The organism is Rossellomorea aquimaris, from assembly GCF_008180865.1.
Taxonomy (GTDB): Bacteria; Bacillota; Bacilli; order Bacillales; family Bacillaceae_B; genus Rossellomorea; species Rossellomorea yichunensis.
Genome location: NZ_VTEX01000004.1, coordinates 43,517 through 68,774, shown reverse-complemented (window position 1 = coordinate 68,774; position 25,258 = coordinate 43,517). Strand labels below are relative to the sequence as shown.

General features: G+C 40.6%; 25 protein-coding genes and 1 riboswitch. Of the genes, 23 read left to right on the top strand and 2 right to left on the bottom strand.

Annotation, left to right across the window (positions count from 1 at the left end; genetic code table 11):
* The 4 genes from spoVAEA to FZC88_RS15625 all read left to right on the top strand — a co-directional run bounded on the left by spoVAEA (position 1) and on the right by FZC88_RS15625 (position 4,158).
* Complete coding sequence (spoVAEA, locus tag FZC88_RS15640; protein ID WP_148969512.1) at positions 1–570, top strand: stage V sporulation protein SpoVABEA; 570 nt, start codon at positions 1–3, stop codon at positions 568–570.
* Positions 563–2,041, top strand: a complete 1,479-nt coding sequence (locus FZC88_RS15635) for a spore germination protein (RefSeq protein ID WP_187443655.1) — start codon at positions 563–565, stop codon at positions 2,039–2,041. Before spoVAEA ends, FZC88_RS15635 begins: the two co-directional genes overlap by 8 nt.
* Before the next feature lie 77 nt (positions 2,042–2,118).
* Positions 2,119–3,420, top strand: coding sequence for a diaminopimelate decarboxylase (lysA, locus tag FZC88_RS15630; protein WP_148995857.1), 1,302 nt, complete (start codon positions 2,119–2,121; stop codon positions 3,418–3,420).
* Between the two features lie 363 nt (positions 3,421–3,783).
* Positions 3,784–4,158: a GNAT family N-acetyltransferase gene (locus FZC88_RS15625; protein WP_148969511.1), complete on the top strand. Its 375-nt coding sequence runs from the start codon at positions 3,784–3,786 to the stop codon at positions 4,156–4,158.
* Positions 4,159–4,186: 28 nt separating this feature from the next.
* Here the strand turns inward: FZC88_RS15625 and FZC88_RS15620 are convergent, their stop codons facing one another.
* Positions 4,187–4,708 carry a DUF309 domain-containing protein gene (locus FZC88_RS15620; protein ID WP_148995577.1) on the bottom strand — a complete coding sequence of 174 codons (522 nt, stop codon included), beginning with the start codon at positions 4,706–4,708 and terminating at the stop codon, positions 4,187–4,189.
* Between the two features lie 183 nt (positions 4,709–4,891).
* On the opposite strand from FZC88_RS15620, the gene FZC88_RS15615 reads away from it, so the two are divergent.
* The 15 genes from FZC88_RS15615 (at position 4,892) to FZC88_RS15545 (ending at position 20,731) form a co-directional block, all read left to right on the top strand.
* On the top strand, positions 4,892–5,653 hold the full coding sequence (locus tag FZC88_RS15615) for a segregation/condensation protein A (protein ID WP_148969509.1): 762 nt from the start codon (positions 4,892–4,894) through the stop codon (positions 5,651–5,653).
* Positions 5,643–6,236, top strand: coding sequence for an SMC-Scp complex subunit ScpB (scpB, locus tag FZC88_RS15610; RefSeq protein WP_148969508.1), 594 nt, complete (start codon positions 5,643–5,645; stop codon positions 6,234–6,236). Before FZC88_RS15615 ends, scpB begins: the two co-directional genes overlap by 11 nt.
* Positions 6,237–6,445: 209 nt before the next feature.
* Positions 6,446–7,606 (top strand): D-alanyl-D-alanine carboxypeptidase family protein, encoded by a 1,161-nt coding sequence (locus tag FZC88_RS15605; protein ID WP_315634047.1) that lies wholly within the window; start codon positions 6,446–6,448, stop codon positions 7,604–7,606.
* On the top strand, positions 7,599–8,192 hold the full coding sequence (locus FZC88_RS15600; RefSeq protein WP_148969506.1) for a nucleoside recognition domain-containing protein: 594 nt from the start codon (positions 7,599–7,601) through the stop codon (positions 8,190–8,192). The genes FZC88_RS15605 and FZC88_RS15600 overlap by 8 nt, the downstream gene beginning before the upstream one ends.
* Positions 8,193–8,720, top strand: a complete 528-nt coding sequence (locus FZC88_RS15595) for a spore maturation protein (protein ID WP_044340130.1) — start codon at positions 8,193–8,195, stop codon at positions 8,718–8,720.
* Positions 8,721–8,870: 150 nt separating this feature from the next.
* The gene (locus FZC88_RS15590) at positions 8,871–9,602 is read left to right on the top strand and encodes a pseudouridine synthase (RefSeq protein ID WP_148969505.1); all 732 of its coding nucleotides are present in this window, start codon (positions 8,871–8,873) and stop codon (positions 9,600–9,602) included.
* Between the two features lie 260 nt (positions 9,603–9,862).
* The gene (resA, locus tag FZC88_RS15585; RefSeq protein WP_148969504.1) at positions 9,863–10,393 is read left to right on the top strand and encodes a thiol-disulfide oxidoreductase ResA; all 531 of its coding nucleotides are present in this window, start codon (positions 9,863–9,865) and stop codon (positions 10,391–10,393) included.
* A gap of 34 nt (positions 10,394–10,427) precedes the next feature.
* The gene (gene resB, locus FZC88_RS15580; protein ID WP_148995576.1) at positions 10,428–12,095 is read left to right on the top strand and encodes a cytochrome c biogenesis protein ResB; all 1,668 of its coding nucleotides are present in this window, start codon (positions 10,428–10,430) and stop codon (positions 12,093–12,095) included.
* On the top strand, positions 12,079–13,254 hold the full coding sequence (gene ccsB / locus FZC88_RS15575) for a c-type cytochrome biogenesis protein CcsB (protein WP_148970018.1): 1,176 nt from the start codon (positions 12,079–12,081) through the stop codon (positions 13,252–13,254). The genes resB and ccsB overlap by 17 nt, the downstream gene beginning before the upstream one ends.
* A 117-nt stretch (positions 13,255–13,371) precedes the next feature.
* Positions 13,372–14,088 (top strand): response regulator transcription factor, encoded by a 717-nt coding sequence (locus FZC88_RS15570; protein WP_113967631.1) that lies wholly within the window; start codon positions 13,372–13,374, stop codon positions 14,086–14,088.
* Positions 14,085–15,851 (top strand): ATP-binding protein, encoded by a 1,767-nt coding sequence (locus tag FZC88_RS15565; protein WP_148969502.1) that lies wholly within the window; start codon positions 14,085–14,087, stop codon positions 15,849–15,851. The genes FZC88_RS15570 and FZC88_RS15565 overlap by 4 nt, the downstream gene beginning before the upstream one ends.
* A 281-nt stretch (positions 15,852–16,132) precedes the next feature.
* On the top strand, positions 16,133–16,687 hold the full coding sequence (gene sigX / locus FZC88_RS15560; RefSeq protein WP_148969501.1) for an RNA polymerase sigma factor SigX: 555 nt from the start codon (positions 16,133–16,135) through the stop codon (positions 16,685–16,687).
* Positions 16,659–17,900: a hypothetical protein gene (locus FZC88_RS15555; RefSeq protein ID WP_148969500.1), complete on the top strand. Its 1,242-nt coding sequence runs from the start codon at positions 16,659–16,661 to the stop codon at positions 17,898–17,900. The genes sigX and FZC88_RS15555 overlap by 29 nt, the downstream gene beginning before the upstream one ends.
* Positions 17,901–18,844: 944 nt before the next feature.
* A complete protein-coding gene (locus FZC88_RS15550; protein WP_148969499.1) occupies positions 18,845–19,759 on the top strand; it encodes a M23 family metallopeptidase in 915 nt (304 codons plus the stop codon).
* 114 nt (positions 19,760–19,873) lie between these two features.
* Positions 19,874–20,007: riboswitch (FMN riboswitch) on the top strand.
* Between the two features lie 154 nt (positions 20,008–20,161).
* Complete coding sequence (locus tag FZC88_RS15545; protein WP_148969498.1) at positions 20,162–20,731, top strand: ECF transporter S component; 570 nt, start codon at positions 20,162–20,164, stop codon at positions 20,729–20,731.
* Between the two features lie 106 nt (positions 20,732–20,837).
* Here the strand turns inward: FZC88_RS15545 and FZC88_RS15540 are convergent, their stop codons facing one another.
* The gene (locus FZC88_RS15540) at positions 20,838–21,086 is read right to left on the bottom strand and encodes a ferredoxin (RefSeq protein ID WP_032087848.1); all 249 of its coding nucleotides are present in this window, start codon (positions 21,084–21,086) and stop codon (positions 20,838–20,840) included.
* A 223-nt stretch (positions 21,087–21,309) separates the two neighbouring features.
* Here FZC88_RS15540 and FZC88_RS15535 point away from each other — a divergent pair, with 223 nt between their 5' ends.
* The 4 genes from FZC88_RS15535 to FZC88_RS15520 are packed head-to-tail and all read left to right on the top strand — an operon-like array spanning position 21,310 to position 25,115.
* The gene (locus tag FZC88_RS15535; protein WP_187443654.1) at positions 21,310–22,380 is read left to right on the top strand and encodes a YpbB family protein; all 1,071 of its coding nucleotides are present in this window, start codon (positions 21,310–21,312) and stop codon (positions 22,378–22,380) included.
* Positions 22,358–23,824: a RecQ family ATP-dependent DNA helicase gene (locus FZC88_RS15530; protein ID WP_187443653.1), complete on the top strand. Its 1,467-nt coding sequence runs from the start codon at positions 22,358–22,360 to the stop codon at positions 23,822–23,824. The genes FZC88_RS15535 and FZC88_RS15530 overlap by 23 nt, the downstream gene beginning before the upstream one ends.
* A gap of 9 nt (positions 23,825–23,833) precedes the next feature.
* A complete protein-coding gene (locus FZC88_RS15525) occupies positions 23,834–24,433 on the top strand; it encodes a CPBP family intramembrane glutamic endopeptidase (RefSeq protein WP_148969495.1) in 600 nt (199 codons plus the stop codon).
* Positions 24,426–25,115, top strand: coding sequence for a LysM peptidoglycan-binding domain-containing protein (locus FZC88_RS15520; protein ID WP_148995573.1), 690 nt, complete (start codon positions 24,426–24,428; stop codon positions 25,113–25,115). The genes FZC88_RS15525 and FZC88_RS15520 overlap by 8 nt, the downstream gene beginning before the upstream one ends.
* The last annotated feature ends 143 nt before the right edge of the window (positions 25,116–25,258 follow it).

The following is a 25,258-nucleotide window of genomic DNA, read 5'->3' as shown; positions in this document are numbered from 1 at the left end:
ATGGACGACAAAAGAAAAGTGATCCTGATTACAGATGGAGATGAATATGCCAAGCGGGCAATCGAGTGCGTGGCAAAAGAGTATGGAGGACGATGTATCTCAAGCTCTAAAGGAAATCCTTCTTTATTATCAGGACCAGAGATTGTGAAATTAATCAGAAGTGCAAAGAATGACCCCGTCTTTGTGATGTTTGATGATAGTGGATTTATTGGAGAAGGAGCAGGCGAAAGGGCACTAAAGTATGTTGCGAAACACCCTGGCATAGACGTGCTCGGCATCATTGCGGTAGCAAGTAAAACCAGGCAGGCAGAATGGACAAGAGTGGATGTATGTATTGATAAATTTGGTGAATTGACTCCATATGGGGTAGATAAATTTGGTGTACCTGAAATGGATTTGGGAAGATTAACGGGTGATACGGTTTATTGCCTTGATGAGCTGGATGTTCCCGTTATTGTCGGGATTGGTGACATAGGCAAAATGGCCAAAAGGGATCACTACTCACAAGGTTCGCCCATTACGAAAAAGGCAGTTGAAATCATCTTGGAAAGGAGCGGATATCATGCCTGAGAAAACGAAAGAAACACCAATATCAAAAGACTTAGCTGTTATAGAAGAGTACATGAAGAATCATGTAGGATTAAACAAAAGCTTTGATTTAGGTGTACGTAAACTCATGATTTTGAAAAAAGGAGTGCACATCTATTATATTAACGGGTTGACTGATGCTTCCTACATTATTCAAATAGTGGAGGAACTCGTTGAGATCAATGATCATGAGCGTGCAACGAGCCGATTATATGAGATTGTACATAATCGCCTTGTTCATCAATCGGTTGAGCCGGTAAAAACGATTGAAGAAGCAGTTGACGAAGTGCTATCAGGATTAATAGCAGTCTTTGTCGAAGGCTACCAAGAGGCAATCATTGTTGATGTTCGTAGTTATCCCGGGCGACAGCCTTCAGAGCCTGATACTGAAAAGGTAGTACGTGGTTCCCGAGATGGATATGTAGAGAATATTATTGTGAATACCGCTTTAACAAGACGAAGAATTCGGGATCCACGATTGAGGTTTGAAATATTTCGTATCGGAGAACGATCAAAAACAGACATTTCCATTTGCTATATAGATGATGTTGCAAATCCAAGCTTAGTCGAAGTGATCAAGAAAGAGTTGAAAAGCATCAAAATTGATGGTCTCACGATGGCGGATAAAACCGTAGAGGAATTTCTGGTGAAGCAGGGGTATAATCCATATCCATTAGTACGATACACGGAAAGGGCGGACGTAGCTGCCACTCACCTATTAGAAGGACATGTTCTTATTTTCGTGGATACTTCACCAAGTGTGATCATCACACCGACTACCTTCTTCCATCATCTGCAGCATGCTGAAGAGTACAGGCAATCGCCTGCTGTCGGAACATTTGTAAGATGGACAAGATTCATGGGTGTACTCGCATCCTTGTTCTTACTTCCGTTGTGGTATTTATTCGTTCTGGATCCTTCATTATTACCTGAGGTCATAAAATATGTAGGACCGAATGAACAGACAAATATACCTGTCATCGTTCAATTGTTTATAGCAGATATGGGAGTCGAGATGTTCAGGATTGCCGCCATTCATACCCCGACCCCGCTTTCCACAGCTATGGGTTTAATAGCGGCTGTATTAATTGGACAAATTGCGATTGACGTCGGTCTCTTTCAACCAGAGGTCATCCTTTATGTAGCGGTTGCTTCAATCGGTACATTTGCGACTCCTAGTTATGAACTAAGTGTAGCGAATAAGATGGCAAGACTTCTACTTCTTGTATTAGTCGCATTCTTCCATATTCCCGGCCTTATGATCGGCAGCACGCTATTTATACTATTTGTAGTGAATATTAAATCACTCAATACACCTTACTTATGGCCTTTACTTCCGTTCAGTCCAAAGGCGTTTATGCAGATTCTGATAAGAAAAGCCGTGCCGGGATCCAAAATTCGGCCTAGCATCGTGCAGCCGAGAAATAAGTATAAGCAGCCGGCGAAATCTTAGAAATATTGCAACAACTCTCATTCTGTGGTAAATTACGTTTAATTAGCAGAGCATTAAAGAGGGGAATGAGACGTTTCATGCATCTTCATGGATCAGCAGAAATAAAAAATGGTCATTTAACGATAGGAGGGGTGAGCACCTTAGAACTAGCCAAACAATACGGTACACCCCTTTATGTTTATGACACTGCACTCATTAGAGAACGGGCAAGAGGCTTTAAAGAAACATTTGATTCCCTTGGAGTGAAAGCGGAAGTTGCCTATGCCAGTAAGGCATTTTCATGTATCGCGGTCTTTCAATTGATGAAAGAAGAGGGATTATCTCTGGATGTGGTTTCAGGAGGGGAGTTGTACACTGCCTTAAAGGCAGGATTCCCTCCTGAACGCATCCATTTTAATGGAAATAATAAATCTGAAGAAGAACTGATGATGGCCATTGAAAACAATATAGGCTGCATTGTCGTCGATAATTTCTACGAGCTGCAACTTGTGAATGCCATCTCACAATCCACTGAAAGAGTGACGAAGGTTTTATTAAGAGTGACACCTGGGATAGAAGCCCATACTCATGATTATATTTTAACCGGACAAGAGGATTCCAAATTCGGATTCGATTTGGGGAATGGTCAAGCCCGGGATGCTATGAAAATGGCGATGAGCTATGAAGGTATTGAATTGTTAGGTCTTCATTGCCATATCGGATCTCAAATATTCGAGACGACAGGCTTCATTCTTGCTGCAAAAAAAATCATTGAGAAGGTGGCAAAATGGAAATCTCAATATGATTACGATCCGAGAGTGATCAACTTAGGCGGTGGATTTGGAATTCGCTATACGAAGGATGATGACCCGATTCCACCTGCACAATATGTGAAGGAAATGATTGCGGCTGTAAAACAGGAAGTGGAGAGGTACAACCTTGAAATGCCGGAGATTTGGATCGAGCCGGGACGTTCCCTTGTTGGAGATGCAGGGACCAGCCTATATACATTGGGGTCAAGAAAAGAAGTGCCCAACATCCGAAAGTACTTAGCCATTGATGGGGGAATGAGTGATAATATAAGACCGGCTCTCTACAAGGCAAAATATGAAGCGGTGATTGCAAATAAAGCGGATCATCCCCCTGAAGAAACCGTGTCAATCGCTGGTAAATGCTGTGAATCCGGAGATATGTTGATTTGGGATTTACCCCTCCCGCAATCAGAAGCTGGTGACACTCTTGCTGTGTTCTGTACTGGTGCATATGGATATTCTATGGCGAATAACTACAATCGTATTCCCCGTCCCGCTGTCGTATTTGTCGAGAATGGAGAAGCAAGATTAGCTGTTCAAAGAGAGACATATGAGGATATGATTTCACTCGATATAAGATTTAAATAAGCTGGAAACATAGTCTTTAAGTATATCGTACTTAAAGACTACTTTTTTTTCATATCTAATTACATACTTTAACAAATAGTGATTTTACTATACAATAGCAATGACATATATAGATGAATATAGTGTAGACAAAGGAGTCATTTATGAAGATCAGCAATAAGGGATTGTTCTTGTTTTTATTAGTATCAGGCATAGTATGGGGAGTCATCTACTGGCTGTTCCTGGCTGGAAACTGATTGGTTAAAGTTGATTAATAAAAGTAAATTTAGTAAGATAAATAAACGTTCATATCAATTAAATTTCTAGTTTTTGTCTATAATAGGAAATAAATAGATTAGACATAAAACATAACGAGGGGTAAATATGTTAATTCGGTATAAAAAGGCGTTTGAAAAGATCGCAATGGGATTATTATCTTTCATGCCAAATGAAAAGGATTTGAAGAAGCTTCAACAGACGATGAAGCAATACGAAACTGAAGATAATTGGCAGCTCTTTTTATGGAAAGAAGAGGACATAGTAGGTTTAATTGGAGTATTCAAGACAGATAGTACTTTAGAAATTCAGCATATATCCGTTAATCCATCCCATCGGCACGAAGGAATTGGGAAATCAATGGTGAAGCATCTTAGAGACATGCATTCTGAGCATGAAGTGAAGCCGAATTCAGAGACCGCTTCATTCTTTGAGAAGTGTGACGAAATCGATCAAGATAAAGTAATAGACGAAGATCAATAAAGAGGACGGCCACCGGATCTGTAGGTGGTCAGCCTCTTTTTTTTCGTTGTAAAGCATTTTTTCGTTCTAAAATCACTTCCGAACGGTCACGCAGGGAATGACGATGAATGAGCTCGATATTGTTTAAATCACTTGGAGAACACCAGGAGTATCCATTGTCCTCACACAGTGATTGGACCTGCTTTTGTAGAGATGAATCCGTCAGGGGGATATTGATGCTGTTATAGGGCTGGTTGGTACTTAGTCCATGGGTGATATCAACGAGTTTTTCCTGAAGTTTACCAGGATGGATCCCTAATCGGGAAAGTTCATCCTGATTCAGTTTGATATTTTGAACGGCTTTCCTAAGTGTCCGGGCTGCTCCTGAGAGATTACCTCTTCTGTAATGATACAAACCCACAGCAATCTGGATTAATCCAACCCAATGGGAAGAACGGTTCTTAGGATCTGCATATTTCCAATGTTCTTCCAACACCTCATGGCACTCGAAGTAATCACGATTTCCATGGAAATACATTAAAAATTCTAAGTAAGGTTTAGGATAAACCATGTGAGTCCCTCCTATATTATGAAATAACGTCTGAGTATTTAAAGTGTAGCATATTCTCCATCTTTGCCAAAACGACAAGTACATCCTCTTTATGCAAAAACTTTCTATTGGAGAATAGTGGTCAATCTACTATACTATTAAGTAGCGATCAGGAATGACTGTAATTAGAAATTTGGTGATAAAGTGGAATACAATGTGAAGATTGACGCTTTTGAAGGTCCGTTAGATCTTCTTTTGCATCTGATTAATTCGTTGGAAATTGATATATATGATATTCCTATGGCTCAAATTACTGAGCAGTATATGTTATATGTACATACGATGAAGAATTTGCAACTTGATGTTGCCAGTGAGTACTTAGTGATGGCCGCTACATTATTGGCGATTAAAAGTAAAATGCTCCTCCCTAAACATGATGACGGCCTTTTAAACGATGAAATTGAATTCGAAGAGGAAGATCCCCGTGATGAATTGGTTGAGCGGTTGATTGAGTATCGCAAGTTTAAAGAAGCTGCCAATGAGCTGAAGCACCGTGAGGAAGAACGGGGACAGGTGTATACGAAACCTCCTAGTGATCTCTCGGAATTTACGGAAGAGGCGGATTTAAAGAATAGCGAGGTTCAAGTGTCTCTATATGACATGTTAGGAGCTTTTCATAAATTATTGAGGCGCAAGAAGCTGCAACGGCCAGTGCAAACCAGAATAACCAGACAGGAAATATCCATTGAAAAAAGAATGAATGATATTCTTCATAGTCTGCGAAATATCAAAGAGCGAACACCCTTTACAAGTCTTTTCCCGTCTGATAATAAAGAACATCTCGTTGTTACTTTCCTTGCCGTGCTTGAATTGATGAAGAGAAAGCAGATCATTGTCAATCAAGAAAAAAACTTCACGGAAATATTTGTTGAAGCAGGAGAGGAGGTAGGTCTAGTTGAACAGTAGTAATTGGAAAGGGATCCTCGAAAGCTTATTGTTTGCAGCTGGTGATGAAGGTCTTTCACTAAAGCAAGTTTGTTCTGTATTGGAAATCGGGGATCAGGAAGCGATGGCTGTGATCGAGGAGCTAAAGGCGGATTACGAAAATGATCCCGATCGGGGGATCTATATGATTGAGATAGCAGACACTTTTCAATTGGTGACAAAAAAAAGCAACGCCGATTACTTAAAGAAATTGGTTGAGTCACCAAATGTAAGCTTTTTATCACAAGCAGCTCTTGAAACACTTGCGATAGTCGCTTATAAGCAACCGATCACGAGGATGGAAATTGAACAAATCAGAGGCGTCAAAACCGAGCGTCCCATTCAGACCCTTACGTCAAAAGGGCTCGTGAAGGAAGTTGGAAGAGCAGAAGGGACAGGTCGTGCCTACTTATTCGGTACGACAAAAGAATTTCTGGACTATTTCGGCTTGAAGAGAATAGAAGAACTTCCTCCCCTACCTGAAAATATCGAGGATGAATTCATGCAGGATGAAGCGGACTTGTTTTTTGAGAAATTTCAAGAAACGATGGAATCGAAAGAGTAGGGCAGAATGAAATATAAATGGACTGGCAGGGGTCCGGATCCAAAAGAATAGAATCACGAAAAGACACAGCAAAGTTTCTCTGCTGTGTCTTTTTCGTGGGTCAAATACCAGAAATTGAACCTAAATGTGAATTCCGGATTTTCATTCATATTACCCCTTGTCCTGCATAAACTTGTACAAACACGTTAGAATTAAAGGAGTAGATGGGTGTGAATCGAAAGAGAGTGAAATATTACATATATTATATTCTTATCCTCACCTTGCTATTTGTAGTGGTTTCCAATGAAGTTCAGGCCGCACCTTCTGTTAGTTCACAGCGGGCGATTTTAATGGATCAGGAGACGGGGCGGATTCTGTATGAAAAGGATGCCCACAGTCAAAGTCGGATAGCAAGCATCACAAAAATCATGACGGCGATTCTTGCGGTTGAATCCGGAATGATGGATAAGGAAGTAACGGTATCTTCGAATGCAGCGGGGACAGAAGGATCGTCCCTTTACCTGAAAGCGGGGGAGAAAATCAAGCTGGAAGATCTCGTTTACGGGCTTATGTTGAGGTCCGGGAATGATGCGGCAGTCGCTATTGCAGAATCTGTGGGAGGAAGTCTTGACGGGTTTGCTTATATGATGAATGAAAAAGCGAATGAAATCGGAATGAAAAATACGCATTTTTCCAATCCACATGGTCTCGATGATCATGAAGACCACTATTCCACTGCTTACGATATGGCAGTTCTGACTAGATATTCAATGGAGAATGAAGTATATAAGGAGATTGCAGGGACAAAAGTGCATACAGCACCAAATCCTGAAGAAAAGTGGGACCGGAAGTGGAAGAACAAAAATAGATTATTAACAGAATTGTATAAGCATAGTACGGGTGGGAAAACGGGATATACAAAACTAGCCAAAAGAACGCTTGTGTCCACAGCTTCCAAGGACGGGGAGAACCTGATTGCCGTTACACTCAATGGACCTGATGATTGGAATGATCATATAGGGATGTTTGAATACGGGTTTAAGCAATATGATTATAAGATCGTCCTGGAAGAAGGCATGATTGAAAAAATGGATGACGAAATATATAAGGATCATGCCTATCTTAAACGAGAATCCGTCCTAACCCTTAAAGATGATGAAGTGGATGATGTGAAGGTAGAGTACAAAATGTTAAAGCCTAAAGAGGAATGGTTAAAGAATAAAAATGTACCTGAAGTAGTAGGGAAGGCTGTCGTGTATTTAGAAGACGAAGAAGTAGATACTCTTCCCATTTACTTTAAAACAACGGATGAAGCTGAAGAAGAAAAGAGCTGGTGGAAATTCTGGGCCTATTCCTTTGAGTCCTTTATAGGGGTCAGGGATCATGGTTAATCTCATTTGGGTGGGGATGACCATCATAGGTTTAGTATTCGCCATTATCAATGGCAAGATGAAAGAAGTAAACGAAGCCATTTTCACTTCAGCAAATGAAGCCGTTACTCTTTGTATAGGGTTGGTCAGTGTATTGGTGTTTTGGTTGGGAATCATGAGGATTGCCCAGGAAGCGGGATTATTGGATAAACTGGCAAGGCTGTTCAGACCCTTTGTCACCCGGTTGTTTCCAGAGGTGCCTGATAATCATCCCGCGATGGGGTATATATTATCGAATATGATGGCCAATATGTTCGGTCTTGGAAACGCAGCAACACCTCTTGGGATTAAAGCGATGGAGCAATTAAAGGAATTGAACGGCGGAAGAGACTATGCCAGCAGATCGATGATTACCTTCTTAGCCATTAATACGTCGAGCCTTACCATCATACCAACAACTGTCATTGCGATCCGGATGAAATATGATTCTGCTTCCCCGACTGAAATTGTGGGACCAACCTTGATCGCGACCATGCTCTCCACCATAGGAGCCATATTGATAGACCGATATTTTCATTATAGACGTACTCGTAGAGAGGTGAAGTAGATGCAATGGATATCCACGATTTCATTATGGTTGATCCCCATTATGATCGGCTTCATTTTAATCTATGGAACACTCAAAAAGGTACCTACGTATGAAGTGTTCGTCGATGGGGGAAAAGAAGGCATTAAAATAGCCGTGTCAATCATTCCTTTTCTCATTGGGATGCTTGTAGCCATTACCATTTTCAGAGAATCAGGGGCACTTGAGTTCTTCGTAAACCTCATCCGTCCGGGATTACTTGCACTCGGTATTCCCCCTGAAATTGTACCACTTGCCATTATCAGGCCCATTTCAGGAACAGCTGCCCTGGGTATGATGAGCGATATAGTCGCTACCCACGGGCCAGATTCCTTTATAGGAAGACTTGCATCAACCTTACAGGGAAGTACCGATACGACCCTTTACGTACTGACCGTGTACTTCGGGGCAGTAGGCATCCGGAAGATGGGGGACGCCCTCAAAGTTGGATTACTAGCCGATGTCGTAGGAATCGTAGCTGCAATCTTCATCGTCACGGTCATGTTTTAATAATGGTTGACATCTATTAATAAAGGAAATAATAAGGTATAAAGAAATCGACTGAAAAAGTCGATTTTTCTTTATACCTTTCTATTTTGTCTGGATTGTGTAATAATTCATGAAGACAAATGTATTGAAAATTAAATGAGGTGAAATACCGTGGAACGATTACAAAAGGTTATTGCTCATAGTGGCGTAGCGTCACGAAGAAAAGCTGAGCAATTAATTATAGAAGGCAAAGTAAAGGTCAATGGTACAGTAGTAAAAGAATTAGGAACAAAGGTTTCTAATTCCGATAGAGTTGAAGTGACAGGTATTCAGATTGAAAGAGAAAATAAAGTATATTATATGCTCTATAAACCAAGAGGGGTCATCTCAGCTGTGACTGACGATAAAGACCGTCAAGTCGTAACCGATTTCTTCCCTGAAATAGAAGAAAGAATCTATCCGGTAGGAAGACTGGACTATGAAACGTCAGGTATTCTTCTTCTAACCAATGATGGGGATTTCGCTAACTCCCTGATGCATCCAAGTAACGAAATTGAAAAAACGTATGTAGCGAGATTAAAAGGCATCCCACCTAAGTTCAAAATCAGAGAACTTGAAAAAGGGGTTAAACTGGAGGACGGCATGACGGCTCCAGCAAAAGTGAAAGTATTAAGCATTGATAAGAAACAAGGGAAATCCATCGTCGAAATTACCATTCATGAGGGCAGAAACCGCCAAGTGCGCAGAATGTTCGAAGCCCTTGGATATCCGGTTCAGAAGCTGAAACGAGAAAGATATGCATTCCTTACTCTTCATGGTTTGAACGCAGGAGAAGGAAGGGAACTTACTCCCCATGAAGTGAAGCAGCTAAGAACACTGGCTGAAACGGGAAGCATCCGATAGAAAATAGCATGGAAAGTGTCACATATCCTTCATATAATTTACACTATCTATAAAGTGATAAATGATATAATGAGAAAGGAATTTTACCCTGAAATATAAGGGATATTTCCCTGCTTATTATGAAGGAATGGAACATTACATTATGGCAGGGACTGGTCTCATAAGTGAATTCTTATGACATCAGGCCCTTTGCTACTGTAAAGAGAGAAAAAAACTTTTCCATTTTTTGAGAACGATTTCAATATGGGAGGCACACGTACATGGATAAGAAAAAACGCAGATTACTCATCCGGACCATAATCCTCATTGTACTGACTTCTGCGGTTGCATATACCTTGTATGCAAACTTTACGAAGGATGAAAGAGGGAAGTTGAAGGTGGGGGATCAAGCGCCTGACTTTGTTTTGGAGGATATGGAAGGGAATAAACATCGTTTGTCCGACTATGAGGGTCAAGGGGTATTCCTGAATTTCTGGGGAACATGGTGCAAACCATGTGAAAGAGAAATGCCTTATATGAATAATCAATATTCGAAATATAAAGATCAAGGTGTAGAGATATTGGCTGTTAATGTGGGGGAATCGGATTTTCTTATCAATCGTTTCGTATCGAAACACGGGTTAGAGTTCCCGATTGTAGTGGACGAGGAAGAAGAAGTTCAAAATGCATACGGCATTGATCCGTTACCAACAACCTTCCTCATTAACCCTCAAGGTAAAATCGAAAAGATCATTACAGGAACGATGTCAGAAAACGATATCATTGAAGATTTAGAGAGCATTAAGCCTTAGTTCAGCAGTTTAACTTGATATAAGGAGTTTTAACATGAAAGAGATCAAATGTGTATGCGGTCATGTAAACCCGAATGGTACCGTTCTCTGCGAATCCTGCGGACGTGCTTTAACGGATGAAGCGAAGAACGAGAAGCTTCATGACATGCGATACGAGGGTAGTGCTAGACGTTCCCAAACGTATAACAAATCGATAGTCGATAAGATTTGGAATTTCTTTTCATCTGTTAAGGTTGGCGTATGGTTAATTGTCATCACACTTATCGCCTCTGCAGTCGGTACGATTTTGCCCCAGGAACAGTATATTCCGAATGGACAGCCGGCAAATGAATACTATGAAGATGTATACGGCTTTTTTGGAGAGTTATATTATACGTTAGGGTTCCATGATTTATATAGTTCATGGTGGTATCTATTATTAATCGCATCGATTGGAGTTTCCCTCGTGATCTGCAGTCTGGATCGGGTGATTCCCCTCTATCGTGCCCTCAAGAATCAACGTGTTTCCAGACATGTTGGTTTCCTGAAGCGTCAACGAATCTATGGGAAAACAGAAATGGTAGAAGTCAATGATTCAATAAGTAAGATCAAGGAAAAGTTAACTCAAAAAAAATACAAGATCCGGGAAGAAGACGGAAACATTCTTGCAGAGAAAAATCGTTTCTCGAGATGGGGTCCCTATGTCAATCATATTGGTCTTATCATTTTCCTTTTCGGGGGCATGCTGCGATTCGTTCCCGGAATGTATATTGATGAAACCGTGTGGATCCGTGAAGGTGAAACAAGGGCGGTTCCTGGTACGAAACAAGAATATTACTTAGAAAATAAAGGGTTTACGTTAGAGACATACGATAAAGATAAAGACAAAGAAGTATTTGGGGAAGCCATTGATAAGAATGGAACCATCGCAAAGAATTTCCAGTCTGACGTGGTACTGTATAAAGAATCCGGAGATAAACTTCCAGGACAAACGGCTGACCGTGAAGTGGAAAAAGAGGACTCCATTAAAGTGAATCATCCCCTTAAATTCGGGAATTTCGCTGTCTATCAAACCAGTTACAAGTTGGACGAATTTAAATCAATGTCCTTTACATTCGATAATAAAGAGTCAGGGGACAGTTTCGGTAAATTCACCGTCGACCTATTTGATCCTCAGGATACCTATGCATTTGAAGAAGGTTATAAAGTAGAATTGATGGGATATTATCCTGATTTCTCTGGATTTAATGAACAAGGAGAGCCGCAAACAAAGTCTCCTTTACCGAATAATCCTGCATTCCTATTCAAGTTGTTCTCTCCTGAAAAGCCCGATGGTGAAGTGAGCTTTGTAGGAATCCAGCAAAATCTGGAACCGCTTGGTGACAATGAATATAAATTGTCATTTGCAGGTGTTGAGACGAGAGATGTATCTGCTTTAACCGTTCATAAGGATCTCACTCTTTGGATTTTAGCCGTTGGTGGAGCCATCTTTATGATAGGTGTCGTACAAGGTGCATATTGGCATCACCGAAGAATCTGGATCAGGCGAAGTGAAGATGGAGTCATCGTAGCCGGTCATTCGAATAAAAACTGGCATGGATTAAAAAATGAAATCAACTTCGTTTTGGAAGGTACCGGTATACAGGAACCTGAAGATCAACAACAAAAAGACGAAGCAAGGAGGAATGAAGATGTCAACGATAACAATGGCAGAGTGGAGTAGTAATTTACTCTATGTATCCTTCATGATGTATTTGATTGCTACGTTGTTTTTTGGTGGAAGCATCCGCCAAAAGAATACAACTGAAACGAATCAGCAAAAGTGGGGATTAATTGGAATTGTTTTAACCCTTATCGGATTTGCCGCTCAATTAGGCTACTTCTTTTTAAGATGGGGGGCAGCAGGACACGCTCCAGTAAGTAATTTATTTGAATTTACAACCTTTTTCGGAATGATGCTTGTCGGAGCCTTTATCATACTTTACTTTATGTATAAAACAACGATACTGGGTGTCATTGCATTACCATTTGCACTTTTGGTGATCGCCTATGCCAGTATGTTCCCTAAAGACATTAGTCCACTGATTCCTGCTCTTCAAAGTGATTGGTTGAAAATCCACGTCACAACTGTTTCAGCGGGGGAAGCGATTTTATCCATCAGTTTTGTGGCAGGGTTAATCTACTTATTGAAATCAGTGCAACATACAAAAGGAAGCAAACAATCGTTTTGGCTAGAAACCGTCATGTATTCTTTAGTGGTCGTATTAGGGTTTGTAGTTGCATCAACTGCTTTTACCCTGGGAAATTATGAAGCGAATTTTCAGTATGTCGATCAAGAAGGGGCCGAAGCGATTTCTGAATACACACTGCCGGCCCTTGTCGGACCGAATGAAGGACAATTATTAACTGACAATGTAATGGAGCCGCTGGTAGAAATGCCAGCCCTCATCAATGCTAAGAAACTTAATACCGTTATTTGGTCGTTTCTGATTGGAACTGGAATTTATCTTCTATTACGCTTAATCTTCAGAAAGCGAATAGCTGCGAAATTACAGCCACTCGTGAAAAATGTGAATCTGGACCTGATGGACGAAATCGGTTACCGCTCAGTATTAATCGGCTTTCCAGTATTTACACTGGGAGGGCTCATCTTCGCAATGATCTGGGCTCAAATTGCCTGGACTCGATTCTGGGGATGGGATCCCAAAGAAGTATGGGCATTAATTACATTCTTATTCTATGCGGCATTTCTGCATCTACGCCTCTCTAAAGGATGGCACGGTGAGAAGTCTGCATGGTTAGCCGTCATCGGGGTCGCCATTATTCTATTCAACCTGGTGGCTGTAAACCTCATTATCGCAGGACTGCATTCATACGCTTAAATGACGAACGGGGAAGGAGCTGGCTATAACGAGAGTGATATTCTCTTTGAGTCAGCTTCTTTTTTCATATAAAATATAGGATAATATGGTGTAATTATACAAAAGGGGGATGTACCCATGGAGGAAAATATTCGAATTTTAGTTGTAGATGATGAAGACCGGATTCGCAGACTGTTAAAAATGTATCTTGAAAGAGAAAACTATGAAATCGATGAAGCCGAAAATGGAGAGGAAGCTTTGGCGCTTGCTCTGGAGAATAATTACGACTGTATCTTACTGGATATCATGATGCCGGGAATGGACGGGATCGAAGTATGTAAGTACCTTCGTGAAAAGAAAGCGACGCCTGTGATCATGCTTACTGCTAAAGGAGAAGAAGTGAACAGAGTGCAAGGGTTCGAAGTGGGAACCGATGATTACATAGTGAAACCTTTTTCCCCTCGCGAAGTGGTACTGAGAGTGAAAGCGTTATTAAGACGCTCTTCAAAGACTAGCTTTATTCAAACAGATGCCAAGGCGAAGGACCTTATTGTCTATCCTCATCTTACAATCGATAATGATGCCCATCGGGTAACCGCTGACGGTAAAGATGTGAACTTAACACCAAAAGAATACGAGCTCCTATATTTCCTTGCAAAAGCTCCTGACAAAGTATTTGACCGTGAGCACCTGCTTAAGGAAGTGTGGCATTATGAATTCTTCGGGGACCTGCGTACGGTCGATACACATGTGAAACGATTAAGAGAAAAACTGAATAAAGTATCCGAGATGGCTGCAAAGATGATTGTTACCGTATGGGGAGTAGGCTACAAGTTCGAGGTAACAAATGAATGAGGCTATGGCGTAGTGTTGTAGGGAAGCTGTGGCTAACGATTCTCCTCTTAGTTTCCTTTGTGTTATTTATCCTTACGATTCTTTTACTGGAATTCTTTCAAAACTATCACGTCGATGTGGTCGAAAAAGAACTAACCCAAACGGCTGAAAAAGTGGCGAGAGTCATTGAAAATCATAAAGACCTGGAGCTGGGGATGGAACTGGGGAAAGAAATCATCGATGATCCAGTCAATATCATTATTTCATTAGACCAGAATGAATCACTTTATTCCCAGGATTCTACAGCATTTCAAAACAATATTCATGAGTATATTTCTGATGATAAACAACTTCAATCGGTGAAAACAAAAGAAATCACCATCAAGAAAGAGATTGAATTATCTTCGGAAATGTCGTCTAACCGATATGAAAATATCATCATTGTAGGGACTCCTCTTCATATTGATGAAGAAGATGGAGCGGTATATCTCTATCAGTCTCTTGGTGTTATTAAAGATACAACACGTCAAACAACGAAACTGATCTTGCTTGCTGCCGGGATTGCCATTATTCTAACGACCATCTTTGCTTTCTTCCTTTCCACACGTATCACTGCACCACTAAGGAAAATGAGGGAAGCAGCCTTTGAGGTAGCAAAGGGTAAGTTTGATACAAAGGTTCCGATTTTGACGAAGGATGAAATCGGTGAACTCGCAACAGGATTTAACCAAATGGGCAGGCAGCTTAAGTTTCACATTAACGCATTGAGCCAGGAGAAGGAGCAGCTCTCCTCTATTTTGAGCAGTATGGCCGATGGAGTTATCACCTTTAATAGAGACGGCACGATCTTGATCACTAATCCACCTGCCGATCGCTTCCTTCAGCATTGGTATTATGAGCAAAGTGAAAACAGTGAGGAAGCCATCCCAACTACTGTAAAAGAATTATTGCAGAGCGTGGTCGTTACAGAAATGGAGCAGACAGGTGAATTGAGTCTGCAGGGGCGTTCGTATGTGGTGATTATCAGTCCTCTCTACAATAACAACAACATCAGGGGAGCCGTGGCGGTGGTGCGCGATATGACAGAAGAGAGAAGATTGGATAAGCTTCGGAAAGACTTTATCGCCAATGTCTCACATGAACTCCGTACCCCAATCTCTATGCTTCAAGGATATAGTGAAGCGATCGTTGATGATATTGCGGAAACAGAAGAAGAAAAGAAAGAGATAGCCCGAATTATTTATGATGAGTCATTGCGGATGGGGCGTCTGGTCAACGACCTTCTGGATTTGGCCCGTATGGAAGCGGGGCATATCACACTAAATAAAGACGTCATTGGTGTCATGCCTTTCACCGAAAGAGTGACGAATAAATTTATTGGACTGGCCAAAGAAAAAAAGGTATCCGTTTACTTTGAAAGTGACGTAGGAATCAAAAATGAAATTCACATGGATCCGGACCGGATTGAACAAGTATTAACCAATCTTATTGATAATGCTTTAAGACATACTCCTACAGATGGAGAAGTAACCGTCTCCCTGACGGAAAGCAAGGGTGGTTATTTATTCCACGTAAAAGACACGGGTTCCGGGATTCCTGAAGAAGATCTTCCTTTTGTATTCGAGCGCTTCTATAAAGCGGATAAAGCCAGAACAAGAGGGAAGTCCGGTACTGGTCTGGGCCTCGCGATCGCAAAGAACATCATTGAGTCCCATAAAGGTCATATCCAAGTACAAAGTAAAGTCGATCAAGGGACAACCTTCACTTTCTTTCTTCCCATTTAGCCAAGAATCGATGATATCCATAGAAACTTGACGTTTTTTCTTGTTACATGGGAAACATTCTTTATTTTTTCTCTGTGAGTAGAAAATGATGTTGAAAAAATGATGAGAATATGAGAAGTCAACAGGGGATAAGTACCTTGTTGACTTTTTATTTGAAGTGAATTTGAGGTGAAACCTGAATTTAATATAAGTCTTTCCTTTTTACCAGAAAAATACTATATTGATAGTGTGTAACTTTTTTACAGAAAAAACGACTAATAAATTGACGGGGAGGGAAGCAAGTGAACTCCGTTTTTGAGAAATTATACACTGAGTATCATCAGGACGTCTTTCAATTCCTTATATACATGGTACAGAATAAGCAGCAGGCTGAAGATCTGGTGCAGGAAGTATATATACGGGTGCTTAAATCGCATGAGCGTTTTGAAGGGAAAAGCTCTGAAAAAACGTGGCTTTTTTCGATTGCAAAAAATGTAGCCATAGATCATTTTAGAAAACAGAAGAACTGGAAGCATCGGATATTGGATAAATTCGATTGGAGCCGGAATGATGTGACAGACGATGGGGCGCTTCCGGAAGAAATTACTGTTGCGAAGGAAGAAGTTCAGGTATTGTACGAATGTTTGAAAAACTGTTCGACGGATTATCGGATGGTCATTATTATGCGTTACTTACAAGAACTTTCAATTGTTGAAACATCTGAAGTCCTCGGCTGGTCTGAAAGTAAAGTGAAAACGACCCAGCATAGAGCCATAAAGTGGTTAAGAATTGAAATGAATCAACGGCTACCAAAGGAGGAAAGAGACATTGAAACAGTCAGAATGGAAAGATCGTGATATAGAGGACCTCGTCAAAAAGCTTCCTCAAATCAAAGATGTTCGAACTCCTCAATCGATATATGCAAAAATAGAACGCCAGAACAAAAAGAAGTTTATTGCATTTAACCGTTTTATTCCAACAGTCGCAGCGCTGGCAGCCATTTTCATCATGGTCATGCTTGCTCCAACCGTATTAAATCAATTCAATGAAAATACTATGGAAAAATCAGAAATGAAATCAACGGAATCTTCAGGTGGGGATTCAGCACCGAATTCAGCACAAGATTCCCTGGCGAAATCAAGTGATAAATCAGAAATGATACATGATGACGCCGATAAAGACCAAATGACAGTTGAAAAGGATAATAGCGAGCTTAGTATGGCTGAGACTGAAAAAGACATTCAACCAACTACGGCAGAAAGATTATCTTTATATGAAGAAGACTTGGAAGGGCAGGACTACTATTCTTATGGACTCGTTTCACCTGAAGCGGTACCTGTACCTATTTCAATTGTCGATCGCCCTGCAGAAGGGGAAGAAGGCTGGTTGACCCGTTATGAAGAAATTGCAGGTGAGTTGCCTGAAGGTGAGTGGGGGATGGAAGACTTTCTCCCTTTAAAAGGCAAATTTACAATGGGTGAAAACAAAGTCATTTTCACTTTGGATCCTGAGCATTCTTATAGTGGCGGTAGTGCAGTGGAATACGCTTTTTACCATACTCTATTATACTCATTTCAGCATAAGGGGTTAAATGAAGTGGTTCTTCAAGAACAAGACGGCTCAGTCCCGGAATTCAGCTCCACCGGGGAATTCTCAAAAATCGACCTTAATGAAGATGCTCATACGGCTTATTACCTTTACTCGCCAAATGGAAGGGAACGCTTCCTCGTACCGGATAATATAAATAGAGGAAATGTCAAAGAGTCCATTCAGGCAATGAAAAGCTCAGAGACGAGCCTGTTCCAAAGTGTGATTCCTAAAAACATCAATATCAGTGTAAAGGAATCAGATGAATATCTAACCATCAATTTCTTAAATGAACTGGACATAGAAATATTAGACAACGAAACAGCCATGGAAATGATTGAAGGCATTTTACTGACAAGCAAAAGCTCCGGGTATGAAAGAGTTCAATTCGAAAACATTAAACAGGAAAGCTGGAATGGATTCATGTTCAACGAACCCATTGAGACTCCTATCAGCCCGAATAAGAAAACATTCGAAAATTAGTTATCACAGAAAGACTGGAAGCGGGAAAGGAATCCGTTTCCGGTCTTTTTTTGTGTGAAGGGCATGCTTGTCGGGGCTGAACGAGCGGCCTCCGCTTTTGGTGTCGTCCAGCTCCGGCGGCTAGCCCCTCGAGGTCCTAAGCTAAATTGGCCAAGAAGGCAAAGGACGCTTTCCCGGCCAATTCATCTTATGCTTGTCAGGGCTGAACAAGCCGCCTCCGCTTTTGGGTGTCATCCAGCTCCGGCGGCTAGAGGCTCGAGGTCATAAGTCAAACAGACCCAAAAGGCAAAGAACGCCTTTCCGGCCTGTTCGTCTTATGCTTGTCGCCTCTGAACGAGCCGCCTCCGCTTTTGGTGTCGTCCAGCTCCGGCGGCTAGCCCCTCGAGGTCATAAGCTAAATTGGTCAAGAAGGCAAAGGACGCCTTCCCGGCCAATTCATCTTATGCTTGTCGCCTCTGAACGAGCCGCCTCCGCTTTTGGGTGTCATCCAGCTCCGGCGGCTAGCCCCTCGAGGTCATAAGCTAAATTGGCCAAGAAGGCAAAGGACGCCTTCCCGGCCAATTCATCTTATGCTTGTCGCCTCTGAACGAGCCGCCTCCGCTTTTGGGTGTCATCCAGCTCCAGCGGCTAGCCCCTCGAGGTCATAAGTCAAACAGGCCAAAAAGGCAAAGAACGCCTTTCCGGCCTGTTCGTCTTATGCTTGTCGCCTCTGAACAAGCCGCCTCCGCTTTTGGGTGTATATTTATCTTAGACTTAGACAAACTACTCAAAGGAAAATTATCTCATTCACTTGTGAATATTGAATGGAGGGTCTACATATAGTGGGGAGTGCATGAAATGATGGTGAGAAGGTAAGAATGGGTTAATAGATGAAAAGGTAGCGGACGTGAAGCTTCAGTAGGGAAGAAATAAGGTATTGCGTTAAATGGGTAAGGAGGACAAGCATGATTTTGGATTATGTAAGAAGGCTCTTAATTGTATTCCTGTTAGCATTGTGTGTGAGCATTATGTTCTTTACAGGAAAGATAGCGAAAGCAGAGACGAATAAGATCGTGGAGGAAACGGTATCCTGGACATTTCCTGTTGAAGGGATGATAACGGATTCATATGGGACAAGGTCTGGTACTCATAAAGGAATGGACATAGGAGGAGACATAGGCTCTCCTGTTTATTCTGTTGCCAAAGGTAAGGTGATTAGATCATATCTATCTCCAAGCTACGGACATGTAGTATTCATTAGGCATGAAAATGGGTATGAAACCGTTTATGCTCATCTTAAGAACCGGCTTGTTGAAGAAAATCAAGAAGTGGATCAAGGTCAACAGCTTGGAAATTTAGGAAATACAGGCAGATCCACAGGAGCTCACCTGCATTTTGAAGTGCACAGGGGTGAATGGACGATTGATAAGGAAAATGCAATCGATCCCTATATGGTATTTGGACAAGGTGAGGTCGGGCAGCTTGTGTTTGCTCAGGAGCGGGATCCCTATCAGGCAGTGGGTGTTTCTGGAACAGCTGATATCACTCATGATGTAAGTACGAAAAAAGTTCATAATAATGAAAACATGGTAAATCATGTCGTACATAAGGGAGAAACCCTCTGGGGGATTTCTCAGCAATACAATATATCCGTAGAGGATATTAAGAGGGCCAATGGGTTAAATGAAACCAATAATTTGGTAATTAATCAATCGTTAGCCATCCCTCTGTCAGCTGGAAGTGGGTATGTAGTGAAACAAGGGGACACCTTATACTCCATTTCAGTCGCACAAGGAGTCGATGTGAATGACTTGGTGGCTTGGAATGACCTGGATCTTAAGACACCTATATATCCTCAACAAGTATTAAACATACAATAATGGAATCGTAAACCTGAATATTCCATTAGTAAACAAAAATATTTCGAATTCAAACTGTTTTCCTTCACATAACTCCTGTCATTATGTATAATGAAAATGTATAAAAAAATAAAGATTCGTCTTCGGGGCAGGGTGAAATTCCCTACCGGCGGTGATGAGACATTTGTCTCTAAGCCCGCGAGCCTTCACGGGCAGGATTTGGTGCGATTCCAAAGCCGACAGTATAGTCTGGATGGGAGAAGATGAAGGTTTATGCCAGAACGTTTAGAAAAAGGGAAGCTGAACGTTTATTAGGGTATGCCTTATCGTTCTCCTAGATATACGTATCTAGGGGTTTTTTAATGCTACCTTTGGCTTGAGCTATCTTCGATATGAGATGAATCTCCTAAAGGAGAGAGGTTTATGAGAAAAATGAATACACGCACGTTTGTAACGGTTGGTATGTTAAGTGCCATATCCTATGTGTTAATGCTTTTTAACTTCCCGATTCCACCATTTCCAAAGTTTTTAATGGTAGATTTCAGTGATGTGCCTGCATTGATTGCGACAGTAACATTAGGTCCTCTTGCAGGAATATTAGTTGAATTATTCAAGAACGTGATTGATTACATCATGACAGGAAGCGATACCGGCGTTCCGATTGGTCATGTTGCAAACTTTATGGCGGGAGTGCTTTTGATTCTACCGACATATTATATTTATTCACGTTTTCAATCTAAAAAAGGTTTGTTGATCGGACTTATCACAGGAACTGTGGTCATGAGTATCAGTATGGGAATTCTTAATTATTTTGTGTTCCTTCCCGCATATAAATACTTCATGAATTTTGAGCTTCCTGCTGAGATTATCATTACAGGAATTGTTCCTTTCAACATTTTAAAAGGAATCCTTGTAACATCAGTCTTTATCTTACTATTTGTTCGTCTTCAAGGCTGGTTGGCAAGACAGACAGCCCTAAAGAAAGCGGCATAGTGCAAATATAAATCATAAACCCCTCAATTACATTTGAGGGGTTTTCTAATGTCATCAGCACAAAAAGAAAAAGCTAAGGGGAAATTCTCCCTTAGCTTCGGAACTACTATTCAAATTTTAGTGCATCTCCATCGAATGGCTCGTCAGCTACTTTTATTGAATCTGTAGGACAACCTTCGAATGCATCAATCATATCATCTTCTAATACGTCAGGAACTTCGACCGTCCCCTGGTTATCGTCTAATGTTACAAATGCGATACCTTCATCATCATAGTCGTAAATATCTGGAGCAGCAGCCCCACACGCTCCACATGCAATGCATGTATCCTTGTCGACGATTGTATATTTTGGCAAAGAAAAAACCTCCCGAATAAATAATTCTATATAATTCATCATTATACACAATGTAAGTTTGTGAAAAATCACTTAATGTTTATTTTATAGAGGATTGTATAACTTTTCAATAGTTAGGTGGTTTCTTTTTATTTTTATCCTATATATGAAAAACAAAACATGGTTAAACAACAAATTCATGGTACAATATTTGACAATAACCTACATGTTAAGGAGTAGAGAATTGACCTATCTTAATTATGTGATTTTATATTGCTTCATACAAATAAATGGAGAGCGATCGATTTACTCTGTTTTTCATATCTTAAAAGGAAAAAAGTCTTCCCAGTCGATTCAGGATGCTCACCTCTTTTATTTGCAGCCATTTTTCCTTTCTTTACCTAAGCTTAAACGAGCGTACTTTAACCAGAAGGTAAAGGAATTAGAGAAATTGGGGTATGTCATTGTCGATGATAGTGGGAAAGCGATTGTGACAACTGCTGGTACTGAATCTGTAAAAAAAGATTTTCAAGGTGACTCCTTTCCATCAAATATGAATGGCCTTGTCTACGGTGATCAAACGTTTCTGTTTTGGAAAAGATTAAGCCTCCTTGTTCAGGTTCTATCGAACGGGAAACAGCAGGAAACGCTCTATTTTCCTGTACAACGTAACAAGAGCATACAAGATTGGGTAAAGAGCTGTTTACGGGCGAACCCTAATATTGAAAAAATGTCTTCCGATTTGTATAAGGAGCTGTATACCCTGTTGACCAGTCTAACACAATCCTTAAATCCAGACGTTCTCGTATTCCGGTTAACGGGCTTCAAGGATTATGGATGGACAGAATTGCAAGTTGCTGAAAAATTGAATATGCATGAAGAAGAATTCCGCTTTCAGTTTCTTGATTTAATTCATAGCATATTATCTGAATTAGAAAAAGATCCTTCGACTTATCCCTTATTATATTCAATCAGCTTAAAAAATGATCAGCTTCAAAATCTGACCATTTCAACAAGCAAAACATATGAGTTGTATCAAAGGGGTCATTCAATCGAAGAAATCGCGCGTATACGTGATTTAAAAATAAATACTATTGAAGACCATGTGATTGAACTAATCTTAACTCAGGAAGAGTTTGCAATAGATCCGTTCATTTCTCAAGAGGAATATGAGAATGTGCTTTTAGTTATGAACGACGCTCAAACTAAAAGGCTAAAACCGATAAAAGAGAAGATTCCTCATTTATCTTATTTTCAAATTAGAGTAGCGATTGCGAAGGCAGGTGAGAACCGTGAATTTGCAAAAAGAACTTAAAGAGAGATTTGGCTATTCTTCCTTCAGAGAAGGTCAGGAGGAAATCATTCTATCTGTTCTAAATCAACGGGATACGGTGGCGATGCTCCCTACAGGAACAGGTAAGTCGCTGTGCTATCAATTACCCGGGTATCTAAAGAAAGGACAAGTATTAATCGTTTCTCCCCTTCTCTCTTTAATGCAGGATCAAGTGGAGCAGATGAAAGTTATGGGTGAAAAACGGGTGATTGCACTGAATTCGTTTTTACCTTATATGGAAAGAAGATCGGCCCTTGAGCAATTACACGTTTATAAATTTATATTCATATCCCCGGAAATGTTAATGAGTCCGGTTATTATTCCCTTACTACAAACTTTACACATTTCTTTATTTGTCATTGATGAAGCACATTGTATATCTCAGTGGGGTCCTGACTTCAGACCTGATTACTTAAAATTGGGGGAGATGAAAGAGAAGATTGGCAATCCAACGACCTTGGCATTAACGGCGACTGCCACAGGTGAAGTGAGAAAAGACATTAAACGAGTGCTCCAAATGGAAGGTGCTGTGGAAAAAGTCTATTCAATTAATCGTGAAAATATTGGTCTATTCGTTGAGAAAGTCACGAATCATAGCGATAAACTGGATAAGCTTTTAGAATATGTGACAACCTGGGGCGGACCGGGCATTATCTATTTCTCAAGTAAGCGTATGGCAGAAGACGTTTCTTTATGGCTTGGGGAAAATGGTGTATCAGGTGTTGCTCACTATCATGGGGGAATGGAACAAGAGGATAGGATACTCATTCAACAACAATTTCTATCCAATAAGCTAAGAATCATATGTGCCACTTCTGCTTTTGGTATGGGTGTAAACAAGGAAAATATTCGATTTGTCATTCATTTTCATTTCTCTTCAAACATAGAATCATTCTCACAAGAAATCGGAAGAGCGGGACGAGATGGGGAAAGCAGTGTGTCTGTCGTGTTATACTCTGAACAAGACCTTTCGATCCCACTGCAGCTTATTCAAAGTGAATTGCCTGAAGATTTACAAATACAAAGGTATGTAAAGGAAGCCAGACAGGGCCAGGCGAATGAGATAATCGATCTGTTGCAACTGTCGGAGATTCAATATCGATTTCTTACGTATTATTCAGATGAGCTGACTCGAGGACGGACACTTAGTCATGATAGATTAATAGAAAAGATGAAACAAATTCGCAACAATCGTTTACAATACAAGAAGGACAAACTGCTCTCCATGATCGAGTGGTTACAGGTTGATTCCTGTAGGAGAGAGAAGCTCCTTCACTATTTTGATGAAGTGTTAGAACAGGAGAACAACTTCTGTTGCGATCAATGCGGTTATTCCCTTAAGGATTTCAAGTGTCGGCCAACTGACACTCAAAACCCGATTGAAACAAGATGGGAAAAAAGGTTGGAAAAATTATTATTAGGATAAGTGGTATTCATGCAGAAACAAGGGGAAGTCATAGAACAGCTTTCTAAGAACCAGTTAACATTTCATTTGTATTTCACTCAATTCTTACTATTAACGATTGCCTTAGGATTAGGTATATTTTTATTTGACACATGGTCCGGTTTTTGGAAACAGTTTTACATTTCCCCGACCATTTTGACAATTGGATTAACAAGCGGTGTGATGATTGTGATCATCGACATCGTATTAATGAAGCGTTTACCCAGTAAATACTATGACGATGGCGGGGTGAATGCAAGGATATTTACGGATAGAAGCATTGGTGAAATTGCACTGCTTGCATTTTTCATCAGCATCAGTGAAGAAATATTATTTAGAGGCGTGTTGCAATTTCACTTTGGTATAATCATTTCAAGTATTATATTTGCACTGATACATTTTAGATACTGGGCTCACTGGTTTTTAATTGTCAATATTGTACTGCTTAGCTTTTGGATCGGTTTCATTTATGAACAAACAGAGAATTTATTGGTAACAATCATCATGCACTTTGTCATCGATTTCTTACTGGGTATACATATGCGTAAGAAAGGAAGACAAGGAAGTAAAGAAGGGATGTCTCATGAGTAAAGACCCATATCGAGATCAAGCAGCGAAATTAAAGCAAAAGATTGAACGAGTCCCAGAGGAAGCATCATTTAAAAAAAGAGAGCCTCTTCCAGCGAGAAGTGAGTTACATAGAGAGAAAAAGAAGAAAAACAAATGGAGAATGAAATATCCATTGATCAGTATGCTGCTCTTATTTTTTATTCTTTTGCCCTTGACGGTTTTTAGCATTTATTCATATTTTGATAGCAGGAATGGCCCCCTGGTGGTCATGTCAGAAGATGTGGATGATGTGGAAGAAGTTCGCTACGACCAATCCGATAATGATAATGAGGAGAGCATTGGAGAGGCTGATTCCAAAGAAGAAGAGGTTGCCGGGAATGACAAAAGTGAAGAATCCCTGAATGAAGTTGCTCCCTCAGTGACTGGAAAAGAACAACCAGCATCCACTGAACCTGCTTCTCCACCTGCTGAACAAGAATCAGCAGAGGAAAAGCCGACAGAAGAGGAAAATGAAGAGCCTGTGGAAGAGCAGCCAACAAACAAGATCGTGTATCACACGGTCGCCTCCAAGGAAACCCTTTTCAGGATTGCTATGAAATACTACAATTCCCAATCAGGAGTTGAACGAATTAAGGAATGGAATAATATTCAAAATAATGAAATTCAGACAGGGCAAGTACTGGAAATCCCATTAGATCAATAAAAGGCACTCCCCCCAAGTCGATTTTGGGGGGTGCTATTTTTTTTTTTTTTACAAATATTCACGATAAAATTTACATTCATTTATAAGAAGCATTACAAACCTAAAATATAATGGAGGTGACATCACTAAAAGAAGAGGAGTTG

Excerpts from the sequence above, each read along its gene's own strand:
- spoVAEA (WP_148969512.1), top strand. The coding sequence starts at position 1 with ATGGACGACAAAAGAAAAGTGATCCTGATTACAGATGGAGATGAATAT.
- FZC88_RS15635 (WP_187443655.1), top strand. The coding sequence starts at position 563 with ATGCCTGAGAAAACGAAAGAAACACCAATATCAAAAGACTTAGCTGTT.
- lysA (WP_148995857.1), top strand. The coding sequence starts at position 2,119 with ATGCATCTTCATGGATCAGCAGAAATAAAAAATGGTCATTTAACGATA.
- FZC88_RS15625 (WP_148969511.1), top strand. The coding sequence starts at position 3,784 with ATGTTAATTCGGTATAAAAAGGCGTTTGAAAAGATCGCAATGGGATTA.
- FZC88_RS15620 (WP_148995577.1), bottom strand. The coding sequence starts at position 4,708 with ATGGTTTATCCTAAACCTTACTTAGAATTTTTAATGTATTTCCATGGA.
- FZC88_RS15600 (WP_148969506.1), top strand. The coding sequence starts at position 7,599 with ATGGTTAATCTCATTTGGGTGGGGATGACCATCATAGGTTTAGTATTC.
- FZC88_RS15595 (WP_044340130.1), top strand. The coding sequence starts at position 8,193 with ATGCAATGGATATCCACGATTTCATTATGGTTGATCCCCATTATGATC.
- resA (WP_148969504.1), top strand. The coding sequence starts at position 9,863 with ATGGATAAGAAAAAACGCAGATTACTCATCCGGACCATAATCCTCATT.
- resB (WP_148995576.1), top strand. The coding sequence starts at position 10,428 with ATGAAAGAGATCAAATGTGTATGCGGTCATGTAAACCCGAATGGTACC.
- ccsB (WP_148970018.1), top strand. The coding sequence starts at position 12,079 with ATGGCAGAGTGGAGTAGTAATTTACTCTATGTATCCTTCATGATGTAT.
- FZC88_RS15570 (WP_113967631.1), top strand. The coding sequence starts at position 13,372 with ATGGAGGAAAATATTCGAATTTTAGTTGTAGATGATGAAGACCGGATT.
- FZC88_RS15565 (WP_148969502.1), top strand. The coding sequence starts at position 14,085 with ATGAGGCTATGGCGTAGTGTTGTAGGGAAGCTGTGGCTAACGATTCTC.
- FZC88_RS15550 (WP_148969499.1), top strand. The coding sequence starts at position 18,845 with ATGATTTTGGATTATGTAAGAAGGCTCTTAATTGTATTCCTGTTAGCA.
- FZC88_RS15545 (WP_148969498.1), top strand. The coding sequence starts at position 20,162 with ATGAGAAAAATGAATACACGCACGTTTGTAACGGTTGGTATGTTAAGT.
- FZC88_RS15525 (WP_148969495.1), top strand. The coding sequence starts at position 23,834 with ATGCAGAAACAAGGGGAAGTCATAGAACAGCTTTCTAAGAACCAGTTA.
- FZC88_RS15520 (WP_148995573.1), top strand. The coding sequence starts at position 24,426 with ATGAGTAAAGACCCATATCGAGATCAAGCAGCGAAATTAAAGCAAAAG.